Origin of the sequence: Pantoea sp. CTOTU46764 (assembly GCF_031974595.1) — a bacterium.
Taxonomy (GTDB): Bacteria; Pseudomonadota; Gammaproteobacteria; order Enterobacterales; family Enterobacteriaceae; genus Pantoea; species Pantoea trifolii.
In genome coordinates this window covers 81,006-103,803 of sequence record NZ_DALYOQ010000007.1, presented here as the reverse complement: position 1 = coordinate 103,803, position 22,798 = coordinate 81,006, and the positions used below count along the sequence as shown (strand labels likewise).

14 protein-coding genes, 1 tRNA gene and 1 pseudogene are annotated in these 22,798 nt (G+C 57.0%); 3 read left to right on the top strand and 13 right to left on the bottom strand.

All coding sequences use genetic code 11. The features are described 5' to 3' along the window. The 4 genes and pseudogenes from RTM06_RS04725 to RTM06_RS04710 form a co-directional block, all read right to left on the bottom strand. Positions 1 to 678: pseudogene (locus tag RTM06_RS04725) on the bottom strand (fructuronate reductase); the annotation flags it as partial. 44 nt (positions 679 to 722) lie between these two features. Then, positions 723 to 2,006 carry an MFS transporter gene (locus RTM06_RS04720; RefSeq protein WP_312180299.1) on the bottom strand — a complete coding sequence of 428 codons (1,284 nt, stop codon included), beginning with the start codon at positions 2,004 to 2,006 and terminating at the stop codon, positions 723 to 725. 83 nt (positions 2,007 to 2,089) lie between these two features. Then, the gene (locus RTM06_RS04715; RefSeq protein ID WP_312180310.1) at positions 2,090 to 3,100 is read right to left on the bottom strand and encodes a Zn-dependent oxidoreductase; all 1,011 of its coding nucleotides are present in this window, start codon (positions 3,098 to 3,100) and stop codon (positions 2,090 to 2,092) included. Positions 3,101 to 3,377: 277 nt separating this feature from the next. Continuing rightward, positions 3,378 to 3,453, bottom strand: a tRNA-Asn gene (locus RTM06_RS04710). A 306-nt stretch (positions 3,454 to 3,759) separates the two neighbouring features. Between RTM06_RS04710 and RTM06_RS04705 the strand changes: the two genes are divergently transcribed. Continuing rightward, entirely contained in the window at positions 3,760 to 4,881 is a 1,122-nt protein-coding gene (locus tag RTM06_RS04705) for a Gfo/Idh/MocA family oxidoreductase (RefSeq protein WP_312180298.1), read from the top strand. Positions 4,882 to 4,921: 40 nt separating this feature from the next. On the opposite strand, the gene yegS is transcribed toward RTM06_RS04705, so the two are convergent. From yegS to RTM06_RS04665, 8 genes are all read right to left on the bottom strand, one after another. Further along, a complete protein-coding gene (yegS, locus tag RTM06_RS04700; RefSeq protein ID WP_265302314.1) occupies positions 4,922 to 5,821 on the bottom strand; it encodes a lipid kinase YegS in 900 nt (299 codons plus the stop codon). Positions 5,822 to 6,052: 231 nt separating this feature from the next. Beyond that, positions 6,053 to 7,420 (bottom strand): tRNA 5-hydroxyuridine modification protein YegQ, encoded by a 1,368-nt coding sequence (yegQ, locus tag RTM06_RS04695; RefSeq protein ID WP_293792999.1) that lies wholly within the window; start codon positions 7,418 to 7,420, stop codon positions 6,053 to 6,055. A 145-nt stretch (positions 7,421 to 7,565) separates the two neighbouring features. Next, positions 7,566 to 8,273 carry a two-component system response regulator BaeR gene (gene baeR, locus RTM06_RS04690; RefSeq protein ID WP_312180291.1) on the bottom strand — a complete coding sequence of 236 codons (708 nt, stop codon included), beginning with the start codon at positions 8,271 to 8,273 and terminating at the stop codon, positions 7,566 to 7,568. A 9-nt stretch (positions 8,274 to 8,282) separates the two neighbouring features. Further along, positions 8,283 to 9,668 carry a two-component system sensor histidine kinase BaeS gene (gene baeS, locus RTM06_RS04685; protein WP_312180289.1) on the bottom strand — a complete coding sequence of 462 codons (1,386 nt, stop codon included), beginning with the start codon at positions 9,666 to 9,668 and terminating at the stop codon, positions 8,283 to 8,285. Continuing rightward, positions 9,665 to 11,071, bottom strand: coding sequence for a multidrug transporter subunit MdtD (gene mdtD / locus RTM06_RS04680; RefSeq protein ID WP_312180287.1), 1,407 nt, complete (start codon positions 11,069 to 11,071; stop codon positions 9,665 to 9,667). The genes baeS and mdtD overlap by 4 nt, the downstream gene beginning before the upstream one ends. 90 nt (positions 11,072 to 11,161) lie before the next feature. Then, complete coding sequence (gene mdtC, locus RTM06_RS04675; RefSeq protein WP_312180285.1) at positions 11,162 to 14,230, bottom strand: multidrug efflux RND transporter permease subunit MdtC; 3,069 nt, start codon at positions 14,228 to 14,230, stop codon at positions 11,162 to 11,164. Further along, positions 14,227 to 17,349, bottom strand: coding sequence for an MdtB/MuxB family multidrug efflux RND transporter permease subunit (locus RTM06_RS04670; protein ID WP_312180283.1), 3,123 nt, complete (start codon positions 17,347 to 17,349; stop codon positions 14,227 to 14,229). The genes mdtC and RTM06_RS04670 overlap by 4 nt, the downstream gene beginning before the upstream one ends. After that, a complete protein-coding gene (locus tag RTM06_RS04665) occupies positions 17,349 to 18,569 on the bottom strand; it encodes an MdtA/MuxA family multidrug efflux RND transporter periplasmic adaptor subunit (protein ID WP_256696878.1) in 1,221 nt (406 codons plus the stop codon). The genes RTM06_RS04670 and RTM06_RS04665 overlap by 1 nt, the downstream gene beginning before the upstream one ends. Before the next feature lie 238 nt (positions 18,570 to 18,807). Between RTM06_RS04665 and RTM06_RS04660 the strand changes: the two genes are divergently transcribed. Both RTM06_RS04660 and RTM06_RS04655 read left to right on the top strand, forming a co-directional pair. Beyond that, a complete protein-coding gene (locus tag RTM06_RS04660) occupies positions 18,808 to 19,770 on the top strand; it encodes an aldo/keto reductase (protein WP_312180281.1) in 963 nt (320 codons plus the stop codon). Between the two features lie 218 nt (positions 19,771 to 19,988). Then, positions 19,989 to 21,323: a carbohydrate porin gene (locus RTM06_RS04655; protein WP_312180279.1), complete on the top strand. Its 1,335-nt coding sequence runs from the start codon at positions 19,989 to 19,991 to the stop codon at positions 21,321 to 21,323. A 48-nt stretch (positions 21,324 to 21,371) separates the two neighbouring features. On the opposite strand, the gene yegD is transcribed toward RTM06_RS04655, so the two are convergent. Next, complete coding sequence (gene yegD, locus RTM06_RS04650; RefSeq protein WP_312180277.1) at positions 21,372 to 22,724, bottom strand: molecular chaperone; 1,353 nt, start codon at positions 22,722 to 22,724, stop codon at positions 21,372 to 21,374. Positions 22,725 to 22,798 lie beyond the last annotated feature (74 nt).

The window sequence follows — 22,798 nt, the reverse complement described above, 5'->3', positions numbered from 1 at the left end:
CGGGACGATGCGATCGACCATGGTTGAAGGGAATGTGATGTGCGTCTGGATATACTCCGCCAGTTCAGCGCTGTGGCGCTCGGCCAGCTGGGTAATCACGTTGCGTGTGACATGGCCGTTTTCTGGCATGTTGTCGCAGGACATCACGCTAAACGGCGGCAGATGGCGTTCGCAGCGACGGATAATGGCCGCCAGAATCAAGCCGGGCAGCGAACGTGGCTCAGTAGGATTCGCGAGGTCGTGCACAATATCGGGATGATCGGGATTGAGCTTGCCGCTCGAGGGCATATAGCAATAGCCTTTCTCGGTCACGGTCATCGAGACAATCGCCACATCCGGCTGGCTCATCGCCTCAATAACTGAATCAATGCCGTCGCCTTTGCCATGCAGCGCTTGCGTCACCACGCCAATCACCCGCGTGTGTAAACTCTCATCCGCCATTTCGGTCAGCGTGTAGAGCAGATCCTGCTGACGCAGCGCCTGAATCAGCGTGCCGCTGTTGAGATTCACTTCGCAGTAGCCCCAATCGCTGCCTTGTGCCGCCAGCTTATCGGTTGCCAGCGCCTGATGCGCACGATGGAAGGCACCAAAGCCGATGTGCACCATGCGGGTTTTCAGTTGGCTGCGATCGTAAGCGGGACGTTGGACATCAGCGGGGAGGCGTTCAAGCTCTAACATAGTCATTCCTTTTGGCAAATGGGGCGCTCAGCGCCCCATGAGAATTACACTGAAACCGGTTTATTGTTGGCCTTGGGTTCACGTATCACCAGCAGTACCAGCAGCGCGCCGACGCCGGCCACTGCACCTGCGAGGATGAAGGCGCTGTCAAACTTACCCGAGTGCTGCACGATGAAGCCCGTCACCACTGGGCCGATCACGCCTGACAGGCTACCAATCAGATGGATAAAGCCACTGATGCTGCCGACACGGCTTTTATGTACTACATCCTGCACAATCGCCCAGTAAATCGCGCCGGTGATGTAGAGGAAGAAGATGGAGATCGACATCATGATCACCGCCGAGTTGACCTCTTTTATCGTACCTGCCAGCGCCACGCAAATCGCGGCGGCGGTAAGTGAAACCACCAGCACAATTTTTCGTGAAAGCAGCAGCTTGCCGGTGATGTTGAAAATCTTATCGGAGATCCAGCCGCCCAACGCCAAGCCCACGAAGCCAACAATCCACGGAATCATGGTGGTGATGCTCATCGCTTTGATGTCGAGGCCGTGCGCCTGCACCAGATACGCCGGGAACCAGCTCAGGAAGAAGAACAGAATGTAGTTGTAGCAGAAGAAGGCAAAGGCGGTGACCAGAATGATCGGCTGGCGCAGATAGAAGCCCAAACCGTGCGCGTTGCCGCTTGGGTCGATCACGTCAGCCGGTTCTTCGGCTTTCAGTTTTTCCACCAAGGCACGCTCTTCCGCCGATACGCGCTTACTTTTCGCCGGGTTATCTGACGCGAAGAAGAACCACAGCGCCAGCCAGACAAAACCAATCGAGGCGATCACCACAAACGCCGGACGCCAGCCGAACGACAGCGCCAGATAACCCACAATCGGACCGGCAACCGCGCCACCCAGCGGTGAACCCGAGCTAAGTAAACCCATCGCGGTGGCGGCCTGTTTTTTCGGGAACCAGCCGTTAATCGCTTTGTTCGCCGACGCCGAGATGGGACCTTCTGCCATGCCAAACAGCACGCGCAGAATCATCATCGACCAGAAGCCGGTCGCCATCGCGGTCAGGCCGCAGAACAGCGACCACATGCCAACGGCGGTGCCAAGCACGATGGTCGGGCCGAATTTATCGGTCGCTAAGCCACCGATGAAGTTGAACAGGGCATAACCGAAGAAGAAGCTGCCGAAAATCATGCCGAACTGTTCGGAGTTGATCATCAGGTCTTTTTCCACCAGCGGTACGGTCAGAGAGAGGGCGATACGATCCAGGTAGTTGATCATAAACACCAGGAACAACAGCAGTACGAGGGTCCAGCGCAGGTTCTTAAACATAGAAACTCCGTCATCGTCATTTTTATAGTAATAATGCCGGCGGGTAAGGGACCGGCATGGGGACACCTGGTGTGCGGATTAACTTAACCCATTTGTAGGATCACTTTGCAGCAGGTGCGGGGATCTTTTTCGAACAGCGTCATGGCTTGCTCCACCTCGGCCAGCGGGAAATAGTGCGTCACCAGTTTCTCCGGCTGGATCTGGCCTTGCTCAATCCATTCAATCACCTGCGGGAAGCGATTGCTATTGAGGCGCGAGGTGAACAGCGACAGCTCTTTACTGGTGAGACTTTGCTGCGTAATGCTGCACGGCTCACCAGAGAAGCCCAGCAGGCCGATACGCGCTGCAGGTGAGGCGAGGGCGGCGGCTTCGGCCAGAATCGTCGGATGGCAGGCGGCATCAATAATCAGCGTTGGCTGTACGCCTTCCAGCTGCGCGGCTAATGGAATCTCGCTGTTGTTGAACACCTGATCGGCACCGTTTTCCTGCGCCAGCGCCAGACGTTCTGGCAGACGATCAACCACCAAGACCTGTTCAACGCCATACACGCCTTTCAGCACCTGAATGGCGGTGAGGCCCATGGGACCAGCACCGTAAATCAGCGCCACATCGTTTGGCTGTGGTTTGAGGAAGGCGGTGATATTGGCCGCGATGGTGAAAGGTTCGACCATGCTGGCAAGTTTGTCGGGAATGCTATCCGGCAGGCGGAAGGCGTTTTTAGCCGGTGCGACGGCATATTCGCTAAAGCCGCCGTCGCGGTGCACGCCAATCACTTGCAACTCTTTGCAGACGTTTGGGCGACCAATGGAGCAGGGATAGCAGTGACCGCAGCTGACAACCGGATCGACCGCTACGCGTTCGCCAATGCGGCTGGCGGCAACGTCAGCGCCAACTGCATCGATCAGGCCAAAAAATTCGTGACCAATGACGCGCGGATATTTAGCGAAAGGATTGTGACCGTGCCAGATATGCACATCGGAACCGCAGATGCTGGCAAATTGCACCTTCACGCGTACTTCACCTGCAGCGGGTTGCGGCAGTGGACGCTCTGCTAGTACCAGTTCACCCGGTTGCTCTATCACTACACTTTTCATCATCTACTCCAACAGGAATGCAATGATGAAAAAATACGCGCACTAATACTACCATACAAGTCGGCGTTAAAGAGTTGTGAACAGAATCACAGAGCGTATTGTTTCCCTCACCCCAACCCTCTCCCAAAGGAGAGGGAGCCGATCGGCGAGTGCATAAAGGCATGGTGCAGCGGAGTGTTCCCTCTCCCGCTGGGAGAGGGCCAGGATGAGGGGGAAAACAGCACCCAAATCGCAGACACAAAAAAAGCAGCCTTATAGGCTGCTCTTTTCAAGAATTTGGCTCCTCTGACTGGACTCGAACCAGTGACATACGGATTAACAGTCCGCCGTTCTACCGACTGAACTACAGAGGAATCGTTTGAACGGGGCGCATATTATCGAGCGGACCTCGCCTTGTCAAAACTCTTTTTCACAATTCGTTCTGACTGCTGAATAAAGCGTCAATTGCACGCTATAAGCGAACTCAGAGCAGCAGAATCACGGCTGACATAATCCATTTTGTGACGATGATCACTAACTCTATGCAAAATTACATTCTGATTTGTCGATTTTGTCAGATACCTCGCATGCATGATCACAGATATTTCATTTCACCGTTGTCGGGGCAAAAAGCGAAACATATATTCCACATCAACTCTTACCCGAATGCAGGATTAGTCATGAACAAAGTCAGAATCGGTATGATTGGCAGTGGTTACATCGGTCGTTGTCACGCGATTGCCTACGCTCAGGCCCCCACGGTTTTTGCCCTGAAAGGCGAGATCGTGCGTGAGATGCTGGCGGAGGTTAATCCAGAGCTGGCAGCGAAACAGGCGGCGACTTTTGGCTTTGCCCGTTCCACTGGCGACTGGCGTGAGCTGGTGCGCGATCCAAACATTGATGTGGTTGATATCTGTGCGCCAAACTTCCTGCACAAAGAGATGGCGCTGGAAGCGATTCGCAACGGCAAACACGTTTACTCTGAGAAACCGTTGTCGCTGTCAGTGGCTGATGCGGAAGAGATGGTGCAAGCGGCGCAGCAGGCGGGCGTGAAAACGCTGGTTGGTTTCAATTATATGAAAAACCCGACCAGCCAGCTGGCGCGCGAGATTATCGCTCGTGGTGAAATCGGCGACGTGGTGCACTTCTACGGCACGCACAACGAAGATTATCTGGCACGCCCGGAAACCCCACTCGACTGGCACTGCCAGAAAGCGCTGGCGGGATTAGGCGCGTTAGGCGACCTCGCTGCACATATTGTGAATATGGCGCACTATCTGGTCGGTAATATTGAAGAAGTCAGCGGCGATATGATGACGGTGATTAAAGAGCGTCCGGACCCAAAGGACAAGGCGCGCCTGCTGCCAGTGGAAAATGAAGATCAGGCCAGTGCCTTGCTGCGCTTTAAAAACGGGGCGCACGGCGTGTTTGAAACCTCGCGTATCGCCTGCGGCAGCAAAATGGGTCTGACTTATGTGGTCACCGGCACCAAAGGCACGCTGCGTTATACCCAGGAACGTATGGCCGAGCTGGAGCTGTACATCCACGATGAACCGGCAGGACGTCAGGGTTTCAAAACCATTTTGACCGGTCCGGCACATCCGGATTACGCCAATTTCTGCGTCTCTGCCGGACACGGCATCGGTTTTAACGATCAGAAAACCGTCGAGATCCGCGATTTGATCAATGGCATTGCCGCTGGCGATCGTATGTGGCCAGATTTCGCCGAAGGATTGCAGGTGCAGAAGGTGCTGGAAGCGGTAGCGGTTTCCGCGTTGGAACGCCGCTGGATGAAAGTCTAAATCAGCGACTGGGTCGCCATGATTGGCGACCCGCGAAAAATCACGCTAATAATGGGCACTGCGGCGGCAAGCGGCAGCTCAGTGCGCCCGCCATCACTTCAATCTCAAATTCACTTCCCGTCAGTGGTTCACCATCCAGATTAAACGTCATCTCATGCGGTGAACGGATGGTGAGCGACTGCAACTGTGCGGTGACGATATTCGGATTTTCATCATCACGCGTCAGGGAATGCAGCAACGTGGGCAGCAGCTCTTGCGCGGTGACGATGCTGAGGTTGAGCTGTCCATCATTGATCAGCGCATCCGGGCAGAGCTTTTGCCCGCCACCGGCCTGACGTCCATTGCCAATGCCAATCACCAGCGCATCGCCTTGCCAGTTAAAGCCAGGGCCGCTGATTTCACAGCTGTCAGGCTTCAGCGCATCAACACGCATCAACCCATGAATAAAGTACGACACGCCACCCAGCGCCGATTTCAGCTTTTCAGGCGTTTCGGTGGTGATGCGGGTGCCAAATCCGCCGGTCGCCATATTGATAAAGTAGCGATCGCCGTTCACGCGCGCCAAATCGATCGCCGTGGCTTTTCCCACCAGCGCTAAGCGTAAAGCCGGTTCCATGCCTTCGGGAATACCGACGCTGGTGGCGAAATCATTGGCGGTGCCGAGCGGTAAAATGCCCAGCGCTGGACGTTGTTGCTCTGGCAATCTCGCTAACGCGGTCGCGATTTCATTGATGGTGCCATCGCCGCCTCCCGCCACCACGGTTTCTGCCTGCAAAGCGACCGCTTCTTGTACATAACGATCGCCATCACCCTTTTCCCAGGTGACGCGCACCGCCAGATTAAAGCCTTCATCACGCAGCGTATTCACCGCAGCGCGCAAATCTTCATTACCGGCGCCTTTCCCATTGAGGATCAGCAGCGTCAGCGGTTTGTTTTGCATTATCAGTTCCTTGATGCGAGAGACAGAGCACTGGTTATAGCATAGCTGGGGAGAGAACTTTATCGGCGGGAGACGAAAAAAAGAAAACCCGCACGGGGGAGCCGGGCGGGTGAATGAGGTGGTTCCTGGTACTACCTGCTTTTATTCTTACTCGTTAGCAGCAGGCGGGATTCTAAAGCGAGGCGAAGAGGTGGTCTGTGATCCTAATCTAACTTCGCCGAAATCTTTTCATTACGTGCGATTTTTCCCGTGTGGATCGTAGGTGCTGTTGCCATCGGTGAAGTTACGTAGCAGCAGGGCAAAGGCGAGGTTGACCGATTCCGGCACCGGGATCCACACGCGATGTCCATCGCCTGGCGCCACGTCCACCGCCGATCCTTTATCGTTCTGCATGGTTTCAAGCGTGCAATTGAGGTTGCCTTCAGGCGTCATGATCTCGACAGCATCCCCGAGCATAAACTTGTTCTTCACCGCAATCTGCGCCCAGTCGCCGCGACGTTCGCCGGTGAATTCACCGACAAACTGCTGGCGCTCGGAGATGGAGAAACCTTGCTCGTAGTTCTGATAGCTATCATGGGTATGACGACGCAGGAAACCTTCGGTGTAACCGCGATGCGCCAGGCCTTCCAGCGTCTCCAGCAGTGCCGGGTCGAACGGTTTGCCGGCTGCGGCATCGTCAATGGCGCGACGATAAACCTGCGCGGTGCGCGCACAGTAGTAGAAGGATTTGGTGCGACCTTCAATTTTCAGCGAATGCACGCCCATTTGACTCAGACGTTCAACGTGCGCCACCGCGCGCAGATCTTTTGAGTTCATGATGTAGGTGCCGTGTTCGTCCTCGAAGGCACTCATCACGTCACCCGGTTTCATCTTCTCTTCCAGCAGGAACACGCGGTCAGTGGTCGCACCAACGCCGAGCGTGGGCTCTTGCACCTTAACCGGCTCATGGAAACCGACAATATTGCCAACCTCGTCCTGCTTGCCTTCTTCCACTTTATATTCCCAGCGGCAGGCGTTGGTGCAGGTCCCTTGATTAGGATCGCGTTTGTTAAGGTAGCCGGAGAGCAGGCAGCGGCCGGAGTAAGCCATGCACAGCGCGCCGTGCACGAAGATTTCAATCTCCATTTCCGGTACCTGCTGGCGGATTTCGGCGATCTCATCCAGCGACAGCTCACGCGACAGAATCACGCGCGTCAGCCCCATTTGCTGCCAGAATTTCACCGTCGCCCAGTTAACCGCGTTGGCCTGCACCGACAGATGAATCGGCATCTGCGGGAAGGCTTCACGCACCAGCATAATCAAGCCGGGATCGGACATGATCAGCGCGTCCGGCTGCATCGCCACCACCGGTGTCAAATCGCGGATAAAGGTTTTCAGTTTGGCGTTGTGCGGGGCGATGTTGACCACCACGTAGAATTTCTTACCCAGTTCATGGGCTTCATTGATGCCCTTGGCCAGAATTTCGTGGGTGAATTCGTTATTGCGTACGCGCAGGCTGTAGCGCGGTTGGCCGGCATAGACGGCGTCAGCGCCGTAGGCAAAGGCATAGCGCATATTCTTCAGCGATCCCGCTGGAGAAAGCAGTTCAGGTTTTAACATGGATTTTCTCACTGATGTCAGGTCAGCATGCCATCGCGGATGGCAGGTGCAGCGGCCGCATTATACGGCCCTGCAAAAGGTGGGGAATTGTAGGCAGGCCCGCACCCGATGTAAATTGACCTTGATCAACGTAAGCCGCTGCAGGTTACAGCAAGCGGCAGACGTCCGCTTCCCAGCGATAGCCCATACCGTATACGGCTCGGATAAACGGCTGTTCCGCATCGAGGCTTTCCAGCTTGCGGCGCAGGTTTTTGATGTGGCTGTCGATGGTGCGATCGGTGACCACGCGGTAATCGTCGTAGAGATGATTGAGCAACTGCTCGCGAGAGAACACTTTTCCCGGCTCCAGCGCCAGCGTTTTCAGCAGACGAAACTCCGCAGGCGTCAGCTCCAGCTGCTGTTCACGCCAGCTGGCCTGAAAGCGGCTCTCATCAATATGCAGATGCGATTCCTGCTGCGCTTCTTCGGGTGAACGTTTGACGCGGCGCAAAATGGTTTTGACGCGCGCCACCACTTCACGCGGGCTGAACGGCTTGCAGATATAGTCATCGGCACCGATTTCCAGCCCCAGCAGGCGATCAATCTCTTCGGTACGCGCGGTCACCATGATAATCGGCAACTCGGAGAAGCGGCGAATTTCGCGGCACAGCGTTAAGCCATCGCGGCCGGGCAGCATCAAATCCAGCAGCATCAGATCCGGCGGTGTTTGCTGTACGTAGCTCAACACCTCGTTACCGTCGGCAATGTGGTGCGTGCGATAGTTGGACGCCTGCAGATAATCAATCATCAGCTGCGCCAGTTTGGGTTCATCTTCTACAACAAGGATCAGAGGATCGCTATTATCCGGGCTCATATGGGACGTCTAGTGAGGAACATACGGCAAGTTTAGCGTGATTTGCAGTCCACCTAAATCAGAGTGATCCGCACTGATGCTGCCGTCATGCGCTTCCACAATGTTTTTACAGATCGCCAGGCCAAGCCCCGAGCCGCCGCTGGCGCGATTACGCGAACTTTCCGCGCGGAAAAATCGTTCAAATAATTGTGCCTGATGGGCCGGATCGACGCCCGGCGCGCTATCCGCAAACTTCAGCTGCCAGTTTTCACCCGCCAGCGCCATCGAGAGCTGCACCGCGCCGCCGCTGTCGGTATAACGCAGGCTGTTTTCCAGCAAATTGGTGAACAGCTGCATCAGACGATCGGGATCGCCAAAGCTCTCGGCCTGTGCGGGCAATGCCAGATTCAGCGATAAGCTGCGGCTACGATAACGTTCGCCGAAGCTGCCAGCCACCACTTCCAGCAGATTAACCAAATCAACCGGCTGTTTGCGATAGGCGAGGGCGCCCGCATCGGACAGCGACAGCTGATGCAAGTCGTCGACCAGTTTGGTCAGCACCACCACTTCGCTTTGTAGCGAGCTGATGGCTTCAGGCGTCAGCTTGCGTACGCCATCCTGCATCGCTTCCAGCTCACCGCGCAGAATCGCCAGCGGCGTGCGCAGTTCATGGGAGATGTCGGCCATAAAGGCGCGGCGGTTGCTTTCGTTTTTCTCCAGCGAGCTGGCAAGCAGGTTGAAGTCGCGGCCCAGTTGACCGAGTTCATCGCTGCTGCCGACTTCCACGCGAGTCGCGAAATTGCCCGCCGCCAGATGGTGCGTACCATCTACCAGTCGTTTCACCGGTGCCAGTAAACCGCGCGCCAACAGCCAGGTGACCAACGCAGCGAGCAAACCGGTTAACGCCACGATCATCCAGCTGGTACGTCGCTGTTGCTGATCAAAGTTGATGTCGGTGCTGCGCGTCAGACGTTCGGCCGGTGAGGCAATCACCCAGCCAACAATCTTGCCGTTGCTGGTGGTGATATTGCGTCGGGTGCCTTCCGGCGGCACTGGCTGACGCGGCCCTGACAGCACTTTGTATTGCTGATCGATAATCCAGAACTGCGTGCGCCAGCCGTGCGGCGGTAGCTGGTTAACGCTGCCAGGATTCTGCTCCAGCGAGCGCAAGATAGAAAAAATCAGCTTGTCATTGGTACGCAGAAAATCCCAGCTACCGTGCTGCTCATACTGATCGGCCAGCGCATCGCTCAGCAGGGTTAAGCGCTGTTCGTTGCCTTTTTTGATGTAGTCCACAAAGCCGTGCTCAAAGCTGAGCCGCACGCCCCAATGCATGGTGATGATCACCAGCATGCAGGTGGAAAAAATCGCCGCAAACAGTTTGGCGCCAATGCCCCATTTTACCGGCCGTTTCATCCTTTGCTCCTGCCTCTAAGGTCAACGTTTTTACTGACATCCTTCGGTACGCGCCAAAATACAAACGCCGGCAGCGCTATCGCCAGCGCCATGCACAGATAGGTGTAAATAAAGGTTTGATGGGCCGCCGCGCTGTCGGTCACCACGCCGTGACCGAATGCGCCCAGCAGCAAACCGGCCACGGTGACGCCAATACTCATCGACAGCTGCATGATCATCGATAACAACGAGTTGCCGCTCGAAGCCAGATCGTCCGGCAGTTCCTTTAGCGTCAAGGTGTTCATCGAGGAGAAGCGGATGGCATTCACCATGCCTTGCAGTAACAGCACCACCGGCAGCAGCCAGATCCAGCCAAGCAGCGCCACCAGCGGGAACAGCAGCACCACCAGCGCCAGCGCGATCGTCGCGCCGACTAACGCATGGCGATAACCAAACAGGTTAACGATGCGTACCACCACGCGTTTGGTGCCCATGTTGCCGAGCACCATCGGAATCATCATCAATCCGGCGTGGAACGGGCTGTAGCCGAGTCCGACCTGCAGGAAGATCGGCGTCATAAACGGCAGCATGCCACTACCGATACGACCAGTAAAACTGCCGAGCAGGCCAATCGAATAGATGCGGTTATCAAACAGTTTCAGGCTAAACAGTGCGTTATCGTTGTTGCGGCCATGCATCAGGTAGAACAGCAGCGAAAATACGCCAATCAGAATCAGTAAGCCGAGCAACAGCGGCGATCCGCCGGAGCTGCGCTGGCCATCCAGCGCCAGCGTTAAAGTCGCCATGCCAACAGCCAGCAGCACAAAGCCGAGAAAATCGAAGCGTCGCGTCTGCATGGTGTAATTGGGCATCAGCGTTAGCGTGGCAATCGCGCCAATAATGCCAACCGGAATGTTGATCAGGAAGATCCAGTGCCAACTGGCGTACTGTACCAGAATCCCGCCGAGCGCCGGGCCGAGCAGCGGACCAATTTGTCCCGGCGTGGTGACGAAAGTCATCGCCGACATATATTGCTCGCGCGGCACGATTTTCATCACCGTTAAACGGCCAACCGGCACCATCATCGCACCGCCAATGCCTTGCACCACGCGCGCCATAATCAGCTCATCCAGCGTGGTGGAGAAGGCGCACAGCAGCGAGCCGATGCTGAACAGCACAATGGCGCAGAAGAAGATATTGCGCACGCCAAATCGGTCCGCCAGCCAGCCGCTGATTGGCAGCGTAATCGCCACGGTCAGCACATAGGAAACGATCACCGAGTGCATATTCAGCGGACTGACGTTGAGATCGCGCGCCATCGAGGGGATCGCAGTGTTAACGATGGTGGTATCCAGCGCCTGCATAAAGAAGCCAAACGCAACGATCCACAGCTGCCAGCGCACGGTGGCGTTTTGCGTGTTCACTGAATCTCCTCTGCTATGCGGTCACCCTAAATGGTGACCCTACGAATGTAGGGTGCGGTTTTGTAGGGGCGCCATTCATGGCGACCTCCCTTAACCCGCCACCAATACCTTTTTCTTACGCCGCCGCAGCTTATCCATCATCAAATAAACCACCGGAGTAGTGTAAAGCGTCAGCAGCTGGCTCATCACCAAACCCCCGGCGATGGTGATGCCGAGCGGCTGACGCAGTTCCGCGCCGTCACCGCTGGTTAGCACCAGCGGCAGTGCGCCAAACAGCGCGGCGAGCGTGGTCATCAGAATCGGGCGGAAGCGCAGCTGGCATGCCTGGAAGATGGCGTCGCGCGGCGACAGATTGCCGTTGCGCTCGGCATCCAGCGCAAAGTCGACCATCATGATGGCGTTTTTCTTCACGATACCGATCAGCAGCAGAATGCCGATCAGCGCAATCAGGCTGAACGGCGTATCGAACAGTTCCAGCGCCAGCAGCGCGCCGACGCCCGCCGACGGCAGCGTGGAGAGAATGGTCAGCGGATGCACGTAGCTCTCATACAGAATGCCCAGCACGATATACACCGCCGCAATCGCTGCCAGCATCAGGTAGAGCTGATTGGATTGCGACTGCTGGAACACCTGCGCGGTGCCAGCAAAACTGCCGCGTACGCTGGAGGGCACGCCAAGCGCGGTGATGGTGCGATCGATGGCTTCAGACGCCTGCGACAGCGACACGCCTTCCGGCAGGTTGAACGAAATGGTGGACGCCGCCGACAAGCCTTCGTGGTTCACCGACAGCGGCGCGTTGGCCGGTTGCCACTTGGCAAACCAGCTCAGCGGGATCGCTTTGCCGTCGCTGTTAATCACAAACATCTGATCGAGTGAACTGATGTCCTGGGTGTAACGCGGATCGACTTCCATCACCACTTTGTACTGATTGAGCGGCTGATAAATGGTGGAGATCTGGCGCTGACCAAAGGCGTTATTCAGCAGCGCGTTAGCGGCAGACACATCGATGCCGAGCCGCGCCATGCTTTCACGATCGTAGGTCAGATTCATTTCGCTGCCGTTGTCCTGCTGATCCGAGTTGACGTCCGCCAGCTCGGGCAGGGCGGCAAACGCCTGACGGATTTTCGGCTCCCATTCGCGCAAATCATTCAGGTTGTCCGACAGCAAACTGTATTGATAGCTGGCGTTGGATTCACGTCCGCCAATGCGAATGTCCTGTACCGCGTTGAGATAGAGATTGGCGCCCGGCTCTTTTGCCAGCTTGATACGCAGCCGGGCGATCATTTGCTGCGCGCTTTCGCTGCGCTCGGAGAGCGGTTTGAGCGAGACGAACATCGAGCCGCTATTGGTGCGCGAACCGCCGGTAAAGCCGGTGACGTTATCCACCGCCGGATCGGCTTTGATGATGTTCATGAAATCCTGCAGCTTGCCGCGCATCGCCTGGAACGAAATGCTCTGGTCCGCCGAGATAAACCCTTGTAAGCGGCCGGTATCCTGCTCCGGCATAAAGGTTTTCGGGATCGAGATGAACAGCCAAACCGTAAACGCCACGGTGCCGAGCAGCAGCATCAGCACCCAAATAGCGTGGTTCAGCACCCAACTTAGTGAGCGCGCGTAGCCGTTTTGCACCTTCATCAGCAGCTTGCCGAAACCGCGCGTGCGTGGCTGGCTACGCTTGACCTGCGGCTTGAGCAGATAAGCACACATCATCGGCGTCAGCGTGACCGAAATAAACAGCGAGATCAGAATCGCCACCGACAGCGTGATGGCAAACTCTGAGAAGAAGCGGCCAATGATGCCGCCAATCATCAGCAGCGGCAAGAACACGGCAATCAGCGACAGGCTCATCGACAGCACGGTAAAACCGACTTCGCGCACGCCGGTCAGCGCAGCCTGCAGCGGCTTCATGCCCGCTTCGACGTGGCGCGCAATGTTCTCCAGCACCACAATCGCGTCATCGACGACAAAACCGGTGGCGATGGTTAACGCCATCAGCGACAGGTTATTCAGGCTGAAGCCGCACAGATACATGGCGGCGAAGGTGCCAATCAGCGAAACCGGCACCGCAGCGGCGGGGATCAGCGTCGCGCGCCAGTCGCGCAGGAAGGCAAACACCACCAGAATCACCAGCGCGACGGCGATGATCAGCGACTGTTCCACTTCATGCAGCGAGGCGCGAATGGTGGGCGAGCGATCCTGTGCAATTTGCAGATCGATGGCGGCGGGGATCACGTCATGCAGTTCCGGCAATTCGCCACGAATGCGATCAACGGTATCGATGATGTTGGCTTCCGGCGATTTGCGCACCACCAGCAGCACCGCCGCTTTGCCGTTGGTCATCCCGGCGTTGCGTACGTCCTGCACCGAATCCTGCACGTTAGCGACATCGCTGAGGCGCACCGCCGCACCGTTGTTGTAATGCACCACCAGCGGCTGATATTCGCTGGCGGTTTGCAATTCTCCGTTGGTGCGTAACTGCCAGCGCTGCTGCACATCATCAATCGCGCCCTGCGGACGGCGTTGGTTGGCGTTGCTGATGGCGGTGCGCACCGCATCCAGCGACACGCCTTGATTGAACAGCGCCTGCGGGTTGAGTTCGACGCGCACCGCAGGCAACGAGCTGCCGCCGACCGTCACATCGCCTACGCCTTCAATTTGTGACAGCTTCTGCGCCAGCTGCGTTGAGGCGTAATCATACAGCTGACCGGGATTATAAATGTCCGAGGTCAGCGTCAAAATCATGATCGGCGCATCGGAAGGATTGGCTTTGCGGTAGCTGGGACGGCTTGGCATACCGGTTGGCAGCAGGCTTTGTGCCGCGTTGATTGCCGCCTGGACATCGCGCGCCGCACCGTTGATGTCGCGATCAAAATCGAACACCAGAATGATGCGCGTGCTGCCCAGTGAGCTGGTGGAGGTCATTTCACTGACGCCGGCGATGCGCCCCAGCGAGCGCTCGAGCGGCGTTGCCACCGAGGCCGCCATGGTTTCCGGCGATGCGCCGGGCAGCGAAGCCGAGACCAAAATCACCGGGAAATCGAGCTGCGGCAGCGGCGCCACCGGCAGCAGACGGAAGCCGAGAATGCCGGCCAGCGCAATCGCCAGCGTCAGCAACGTGGTGGCGACCGGGCGATGGATAAACAGCGCGAAGAACTTCACGACTGCGCCTCCGAGCGTTTAAAGCGACGGCGCGTAGCGTGCGACAGACGATCAAACAGCAGATAGATCACCGGCGTAGTGAACAGCGTCAGCACCTGACTTACCACTAAGCCGCCGACCATGGCGATCCCCAGCGGATGGCGCAGCTCTGCGCCGACGCCGGTGCTCAGCATCAGCGGCAGCGCACCGAGCAGCGCCGCCAATGTCGTCATCAGAATCGGACGGAAACGCAGCAAGCATGCCTGATAAATCGCCTCGCGCGGCGGCATGCCTTGTTCACGCTCCGCAGCCAGCGCGAAGTCGATCATCATGATGGCGTTTTTCTTCACGATACCGATCAGCAAGATAATGCCGATGATGCCGATGATATCCAGCTCGTTGCCGCTCAGCATCAGCGCCAGCAGCGCACCCACACCGGCGGTGGGCAGCGTCGAGAGAATGGTGATTGGATGGATAAAGCTCTCATACAGCACGCCGAGCACGATATACATCGCCACCACCGCCGCCACAATCAGCCACACGGTACTGGACAACGCGGCTTCGAAGGCCAGCGTGCTGCCCTGGAACTGCGTCATCATCTCGGCGGGCATGCCCACCTGATCTTCCGCCGCGCTCACCGCTTTCACCGCATCGCCCAGCGAATAGCCGTCGGCGACATCAAACGAGAAGGTTGCCGACGGGAACTGATCGAGATGGTTGATGCTGAGCGCGGCGTGGCGCTCCTCAATTTGTGCGATGGCGCTAAGCGGCACGCTGCCGCCGTCGCTGCTGGTCAGGCGAATGCCGTCGAGGCTCGCCAGTCCCGGCGTGGCATCGCTGTTCTGTTCCAGCACCACGCGATATTGGTTGGCCTGGGTGTAAATGGTGGAGATCAGCCGCTGACCAAAGGCGTTATACAGCGCGTTATCCACATCGGCCATGCTGATGCCCAGCCGGCTGGCGCTGTCACGATCGACGCGCACAAAGGCTTCCAGTCCTTGATCCTGCCAGTCGCTGCTGACGTCACGCAGCTGTGGTAGCGTATTCAGCTGCTCCAGCAGTTTCGGCACCCACAAACTCAGCGACTCGAGCGAGCCGGATTGCAGCGTGAACTGGTACGGCGTGCGGCTGGCTTGGGTATCAATGGTCAAATCCTGCACCGGTTGCAGCCACAGCGAAATGCCTGGCACTTTGGCTAGCGCCTGTTGCAGGCGCTGCTGCACCGCCGGAATGCGATCGTCACGTTCATTCAGCGGCTTGAGGTTGATTTGCAGGCGAGCGCTGTTGAGCGCGGCGTTGGTGCCATCGACGCCGACAAACGAGGTCATGCTCTGCACCGCCGGATCTTTCATGATGATCGACGCGACATCGCGCGTGCGCTCCGCCATGTTGGCATAGGAAACCGACTGCGGTGCCTGCAAGGTACCCTGAATAATGCTGTTATCCTGCTGCGGGAAGAAGCCTTTGGGGATGACGATCCATAGCAACACGGTGATCAGCAAGGTGCTGAGCGCCACCGACAAGGTGATCCACGGATGCAGCAGCACGCGCGTTAAGCCGCGTCCGTAGCTGGCAATAACGCGGTCAAACATCGCTTCGCTGGCGCGCGAGAAGCGGTTCTGCTTGCGCAGCGATTCGGCGCTTAACATGCGTGCGCACATCATCGGCGTCAGCGTCAGCGACACCACGGCGGAAATCAAAATCGCCACCGCCAGCGTCACGGCGAATTCGCGAAACAGGCGGCCAATCACATCGCCCATAAACAGCAGCGGAATCAGCACCGCAATCAGCGAGAAGGTGAGGGAGATAATGGTGAAGCCAATCTCGCCCGCGCCTTTCAGCGCCGCCGTCAGCGGCTTTTCGCCTTTTTCGATATAGCGCGAGATATTCTCGATCACCACGATGGCGTCATCAACCACAAAGCCGGTGGCGATGGTCAGCGCCATCAGCGTCAGATTGTTGACCGAGAAGCCGAGGAAATACATTGCGGCAAAGGTGCCGATCAGCGACAGCGGCACGGCGACGGCGGGAATGATGGTTGCCGGGACGTTACGCAGGAACAGGTAGATGATCATCACCACCAAACCCATCGCCAGCATCAGTTCGTGCTGGGTATCGCTGACCGAGGCGCGGATATTGGTGGTGCGGTCAGTTAGCAGTTTCACATCCACCGATTTCGGCAGCGTGGCGGTTAATCCAGGCAACATGGCGCGAATATTATCGGCGGTGGCGATGATGTTGGCGCCGGGCTGGCGCTGCACGTTGAGCACAATAGCCTGCTGACGGTTTGCCCAGGCGCCGAGCCAGCTGTTCTCGGCACCTTGTTCAATGGTGGCGACATCGCCCAGTCGCACCGGCGCGCCGTTGTTATAGCTGATGATCAGCTTGCGATAATCTTCCGCCGAGGTCATCTGGTCGTTGGCCGACAGCGTAATCGAGCGCGTTGGGCCGTCGAGGCTGCCTTTCGCCGAGTTGACGTTAGCGTTGGTAATGGCGGTACGCACCGATTCGCTGGTCAGGCCCAGCGCGGCCAGCGCCTGGGTATTCATCTTCACGCGCACCGCAGGGCGTTGCCCGCCTGACAGCGTCACCAAACCCACGCCCGAAACCTGGGAAATCTTCTGCGCCACGCGCGTTTCCACCATGTCCTGCACCTGCGTGAGCGGCATGCTGGTGGTGGTAACGGCGAGCGTCATGATTGGCGGATCGGCCGGATTCACTTTGCTGTACACCGGCGGATTCGGCAGATCGTTAGGCAGCAGGTTGGTGGCGGAGTTGATCGCCGCCTGCACTTCCTGCTCGGCAACATCCAGTGACAGCGTCAGCTGAAACTGCAATGTCACCACGGAAGCGCCGCCCGAACTCTGCGACGACATCTGCTTCAGGCCGGACATCTGGCCGAACTGGCGTTCCAGCGGCGCGGTAATGGATGAAGTCACCACATCAGGACTGGCGCCGGGATAGAGCGTAACTACCTGAATGGTTGGATAATCGACTTCAGGCAGAGCGGAAACCGGCAGAAAACGGTAGCCGAGCACGCCAGCTAACAGAATGGCGATCATCAGCAGCGTGGTGGCGACCGGGCGCAGAATAAACAGGCGCGAAGGTCCACCGCTGCTGTCAGGAGGCATCACCTGCATTATTGACGCTCTCCGCGTGCGGGCTGCGCAGCGCGCGTGCTGTGTGTCGCGGCACTTTGCGGTGCCACCACTTCAACGGTGGCGCCTTCCGTCAGACGATCCAGCCCGTCGGTCACCACGCGATCGCCTGCTTCAAGGCCCGCGCTGATCACTACTTTCTGGCTGTCCTGCAAACCAGCGGTGACGCGTTTCTTGCTCACTTTGTTGTCGCTGTTAACCACCCAGACAAAGTGGCCGTCGTTGCTCATCTGCAGCGCGGCGGTCGGGATCACCACCGCATCCTGCAAGGTATCGACTTTCAGACGCGCGTTGACAAACTGATTCGGGAACAGCGTGTCATCTTCGTTACTGAAGCGCGCTTTGAGCTTGATGGTGCCAGTGGTGGCATCAATCTGGTTGTCGAGACTCAACAGCGTGCCGCTGGTTAGCAGCGTTTTATTGCTGCGATCCCAGGCTTCGACGATCAGCGGCTGTCCGCTTTTCTGCGCCTTGAGGATTTGGCTGATGTTGTTCTCGGCGACGCTGAACACCACGTCAATTGGATGCGTTTCGGTGATCACCACTAAACCGGTGGTGTCGCCGGACGTGATGTAATTGCCGACATCAACCTGCTTCAAGCCGACGCGTCCACCAATTGGCGCGGTAATGCGGCTGTAAGTCAGATTGAGCTGGGCGCTGGCGACGTTGCCTTCATCGGCCTTAATGGTGCCTAGCGTCTCGCTCACCAGCGAACGTTGCGTATCAAGTTCCTGCTGCGACACCAGCGAGGTTTTTGCCAGTTTCTCATAGCGGCTGAGATCGCGGCGCGCATTGGCGAGTGTGGCCTGGTCTTTTGCCAATTGGCCCTGCGCCTGGGTTAACGCCACCTGATAAGGACGCGGATCGATTTCCGCCAGCAAAGCGCCGGCGGCCACTTGTTGTCCTTCCTGGAAGTGCAGCGCCATCAATTGCCCATCAACGCGACTGCGCACGGTGACGGTGTTGGCGGCGGTGACGGTGCCGAGGCCGCTAAGGAAATACGGCACGCTACTGGTTGTGGCAGCGGCGGCTTGCACTGGCGCTAAGGGGCGTTTGCCGCTTGCGCCGCGTCCACGCTGCTGCTGACCTTCAGCCTGCGTCTGTTTATTCGGTTCCGCTGGATGTTGCCACCAGTAATATCCGCCAGCCAATACGGCAATCACGGCTACGGCCAGCAAGCTTGTTTTGAGTCGACGGTTCATCAAGGTGTGTGCTCTCCAGCGGTTTCGTATTCCCAAGGTGCGTAATAAAAATGCCACTACGCAAACGAATGATTGTAGTCGCCCGGATCGGGCAAAAATTGAAGGAAATAAGGATATCGCCCTGGCGAAGGTAAGTATTCATATTCTGTAAATATTCTGCCAGCAATAGGCATAAGCGCGACGAATTCCTTTGCTAAGCTCAATAGCAGACCTGTCTCGTTTGAATAAGGAGAACAAAATGAGTCAACAGAAACTCCGCCAGCTTGGCGACAGCGGTATCGACGTTCCCCGTCTCACCTTTGGCGGCAACGTGTTTGGCTGGACGGTGGATGAGAAAACATCGTTTTCACTGCTTGATGCGCTGGTGGAGAAGGGCTTGTTCTTCATCGATACCGCCGACGTTTATTCGCGCTGGGCGCCGGGTAACGAAGGGGGCGAATCGGAAACCATCATCGGTAAGTGGCTGAAGAAAAGCGGCAAGCGCGACAGCATCGTGCTGGCTACTAAAGTCGGCATGGAGCTGTCGCCAGAGAAAACCGGTCTTAAACCGGCTTACATTCGTCAGGCGGTGGAAGATTCACTGCGCCGCCTGCAAACCGACGTTATCGATCTCTATCAGGCGCATCGCGATGATGAAACCACGCCGCTGCTGGACACGCTGAAAGCCTTCGATTCACTGATCAAAGAGGGCAAAGTGCGTGCGATTGGCGCGTCAAACTACAACGCGAAACGTCTGCAGGAAGCGCTGGATGTGAGCAAGCAGCACGGCCTGGCGCGCTATGAAACGCTGCAGCCGGAATACAATCTCTACGATCGTCAGGAGTACGAAAGCGGTCTGGAGCAGGTCGCGGTGAAAAATGGCCTCGGCGTGATCAACTACTATTCACTGGCCAGCGGCTTCCTCAGCGGCAAATACAAAAAGCCGGAAGATGCCAGCAAAAGTAAGCGCGGGCAGGGCATCGTAGATAAATATCTGAATGAACGCGGCAAGCGCATTGTTGAAGCATTAGAAGATGTCGCCGCCTCGCACGATGTGTCGGCGACGCAGGTTGCGCTGGCGTGGCAGATTGCGCGCCCAAGCATCACCGCGCCCATTGTCAGTGCCACTTCACTGGAGCAGCTGGATGAGCTGGTGAAAGCTACTCAGCTGGAACTCAGCAAGCAAGAGATCGAAGAGCTGGCGAGCGCCAGCAAACTGTAATGTTTTCAGGGACGCTGCGGCGTCCCGCCATTTTCCTGCTCTGCCTCACAAAAAATGCCATTTTCGCCAAAAGATTTTCAATCATAGACAGGCGTCACAATTGCGCTAACGCACTATCAACCTCAGGTTAACTGCGCACATATTTGCAAAAACTGACAAATCCTCAGCACTATCCTCTGTTCGATCCATTCCAGTAACTTCATATAAGAATAACCATCATGAACAGAAAAGAAGCAGTGCAGCATTTACCCCGCCTGGCAGCGGGAACCCTGATGTTTGCGATGCTGAGTGCATCTGCGCTGGCCGCTGATGCTTTCAGTTACGACTCTCCATATATGTTTGGTGATTGGGGCGGTTACCGAACGCAGCTGGAAAACGACGGCATTAAATTCGACGTTAACTACACCATGGAAACCGGCTCTAACCTGGCGGGCGGTGCTGATACCAACACCACCATGCGCTATAGCGATCAGTGGGCGTTTGGCGCAAACTTCGACCTGGAAAAACTGCTCAACTGGCAGGATGCCCAATTCCAGGTGACGATTACCGATCGTAATGGTCAGAACATCGCCGATCAGGTTGCCGATTCTCGTACTGGCATGTTGTCATCACCTCAGGAAGTGTACGGACGCGGCCAAACCTGGCGCTTAACCCAGTTCTGGTTGAGCCAGGGTTTGTTCGATAACACCGTGAACCTGAAAGCGGGTCGTGTGACCGTGGGTGAAGATTTCGATAACTTTGACAGTAAGTTCCAAAACCTGGCATTTGGTAGCGGCCAGGCAGGTAACTGGCGTGGCGATCGCTGGTTCAACTGGCCCGTTTCCCAATGGGGCGGCCGTGTGAAGGTGAATATCACGCCTGAGGTGTTCTTCCAGGTCGGTTTCTATAACCAGAACAGTGCCAACTACGATCGCGGTGACGGCTTCCGCCTGGATACCAGTAACTCCGAAGGCAATATGGTGCCGGTAGAGTTGGGCTGGAAACCGACCTTGGGCGCAGACAAGCTGCAGGGTAATTACCGCATCGGTTATTACTACTCATCGGCTAACGGCGACAACTACGGCAGCTGGCGCGATGGCGCCTATCAAAGCCAGGATCATGCTTACGGCGGCTACGTGCTGTTGCAACAGCAGTTGACGGCACAAGGCGGCGATGCCAGCCGTGGCTTGGGCGTTACCGTACAAGCGGTGATGAACGACCACAAAACCTCGAAAACCGATAACTATCAGTCGGTGAGCTTCACCTGGAAAGGGCCGTTCGATGCGCGTCCGCAGGATGAGATTGGTGTCGGTGCAGCGCGTATTCACGTGAATAGCGCTTACACGCGTTCACTGCGTGAGCAGAACAACGCTAACGGCGAGACGGACTTCAACAGCCCAACCTATCTGCCAATTCAGGATGGCTCAGAGTACAACTATGAAATCTACTACAACGCTCAGCTGACCAAATGGCTGCAGCTGCGTCCGAACCTGCAATATGTGGTTGCGCCGGGTGCGGTGAGTGAAGTGAAAGATGCGTTTGTAGGCGGGATCAGTGCGAACGTGAATTTCTAATCTGGCAGAATCTTTGGCTTTTCCCTCTCCCGCAAGCGGGAGAGGGAACTAACTGAACATCACTTCGGCCCAGCGGGCGAGGCCGGCGGTCACCGAGGCGAAGTCATCGCCGCTGGCAATTGGCGTTTCGGGCAGCGCTTGTTGCAGTGCGGCGCGCAGCACCGGAGAACGTGCGCTACCGCCGGTGAGATAAATCACTTCTGGCTTGGTTTCGCAGGTGGCGAGCGCCAGATGCACTTGCTCCAGAATCCGTTCCAGCGGTTGGTTAATCGCTTCTTCCAGCTGCGCTGCGCTGATCTGCGCCTGCAATTGGGCGGCGATAAACGCCAGCGAGGCGTCGGTCTCTTTCATCTCCGACAGCGCAATCTTGCTCTCCTCCGCCGCACGCACCAGACGATAACTCAGCTTCTGCTGCCACACTTTCAGCAGGTGCGATACTTTGTCACCGTGTTCGGCATCGCGAATCAAATCGCGCAGTAGTTTGCCGCTGGCTGCAGAATAGAAGTCGCTTTGCGCCGGAACATCGTTGATTGCGACCGCATTCCACCACGGCAGCGCGGGCAGCGCGGTGCCTTTCTGCGTATTGCCACCGAGGCCCAGCAGCGGCATCAGGGTTTTGAACGCCAGCATAATATCGAGATCGTTTCCGCCCACGCGACATCCGCTGTGGCCGAGCAAACTTTCACGGCGATCGGTTTTGTGACGCCATTCTGGGCCCATTAGCAGCATCGAGCAGTCGGTGGTGCCGCCGCCGATATCCACTACCAATACGCGCGTCTCTTTCTGCAATGTGGCTTCGAAATCCAGGCCCGCCGCCACCGGCTCAAACTGGAACTCGACATCACGGAAACCGGCGCGCTGTGCCGCACGCAGCAAAATACCTTGCGCCTGCTGGTTAGCCTCTTCGCCGCCTAAACCCTGGAAGTTAATCGGGCGACCAATTACCGCTTGCTCAATCGGGCGATCGAGCTGGGTTTCACCTTGCTGACGAATGTGCAGCATCATGGCGCACACCAGATCTTCAAAGAAAGCGATCTGCTGCGGTTTCAGGCCGTTCGCGCCGAGGAAGGACTTCGGTGATTTCACGAACCACACGTCTTCAGGATCGACCATGTATTGCTGCAGCGCAGTCAACCCGAACTGCACGCTGCCTGGCGTGACGTCGATGTCTTCTTCACGGTTATAACGCAGCGCACGCTGCAATAAGGCGGTGCCTTCGCTGTCGGGCGTGGGAATCTGATGATGGCGATGCAGCCATTCGCTGATCGCTTCACGCGTTGGTGCACAAATCATGGAGGGAAGCAGGCGCTGACCATTCTCCAGTGTCAGCAGGCGCGGCGTGCCATTATCGCTGATAGCAATTGAGCAGTTTGCTGTGCCGTAATCGAATCCGATAAACATATTTATCCCCCATGCCGGAAAAAAGGGGGCGACTTTAGCGCAGCCAGCGCGGGCTGGCAATGGGCAGACGTGGC

Bases quoted from the DNA above. Each gene is read 5' to 3' on its own strand.
- RTM06_RS04720 (WP_312180299.1), bottom strand. From the start codon at position 2,006: ATGTTTAAGAACCTGCGCTGGACCCTCGTACTGCTGTTGTTCCTGGTG.
- RTM06_RS04715 (WP_312180310.1), bottom strand. From the start codon at position 3,100: ATGAAAAGTGTAGTGATAGAGCAACCGGGTGAACTGGTACTAGCAGAG.
- RTM06_RS04705 (WP_312180298.1), top strand. From the start codon at position 3,760: ATGAACAAAGTCAGAATCGGTATGATTGGCAGTGGTTACATCGGTCGT.
- yegS (WP_265302314.1), bottom strand. From the start codon at position 5,821: ATGCAAAACAAACCGCTGACGCTGCTGATCCTCAATGGGAAAGGCGCC.
- yegQ (WP_293792999.1), bottom strand. From the start codon at position 7,420: ATGTTAAAACCTGAACTGCTTTCTCCAGCGGGATCGCTGAAGAATATG.
- baeR (WP_312180291.1), bottom strand. From the start codon at position 8,273: ATGAGCCCGGATAATAGCGATCCTCTGATCCTTGTTGTAGAAGATGAA.
- baeS (WP_312180289.1), bottom strand. From the start codon at position 9,668: ATGAAACGGCCGGTAAAATGGGGCATTGGCGCCAAACTGTTTGCGGCG.
- RTM06_RS04670 (WP_312180283.1), bottom strand. From the start codon at position 17,349: ATGCAGGTGATGCCTCCTGACAGCAGCGGTGGACCTTCGCGCCTGTTT.
- RTM06_RS04665 (WP_256696878.1), bottom strand. From the start codon at position 18,569: ATGAACCGTCGACTCAAAACAAGCTTGCTGGCCGTAGCCGTGATTGCC.
- RTM06_RS04660 (WP_312180281.1), top strand. From the start codon at position 18,808: ATGAGTCAACAGAAACTCCGCCAGCTTGGCGACAGCGGTATCGACGTT.
- RTM06_RS04655 (WP_312180279.1), top strand. From the start codon at position 19,989: ATGAACAGAAAAGAAGCAGTGCAGCATTTACCCCGCCTGGCAGCGGGA.
- yegD (WP_312180277.1), bottom strand. From the start codon at position 22,724: ATGTTTATCGGATTCGATTACGGCACAGCAAACTGCTCAATTGCTATC.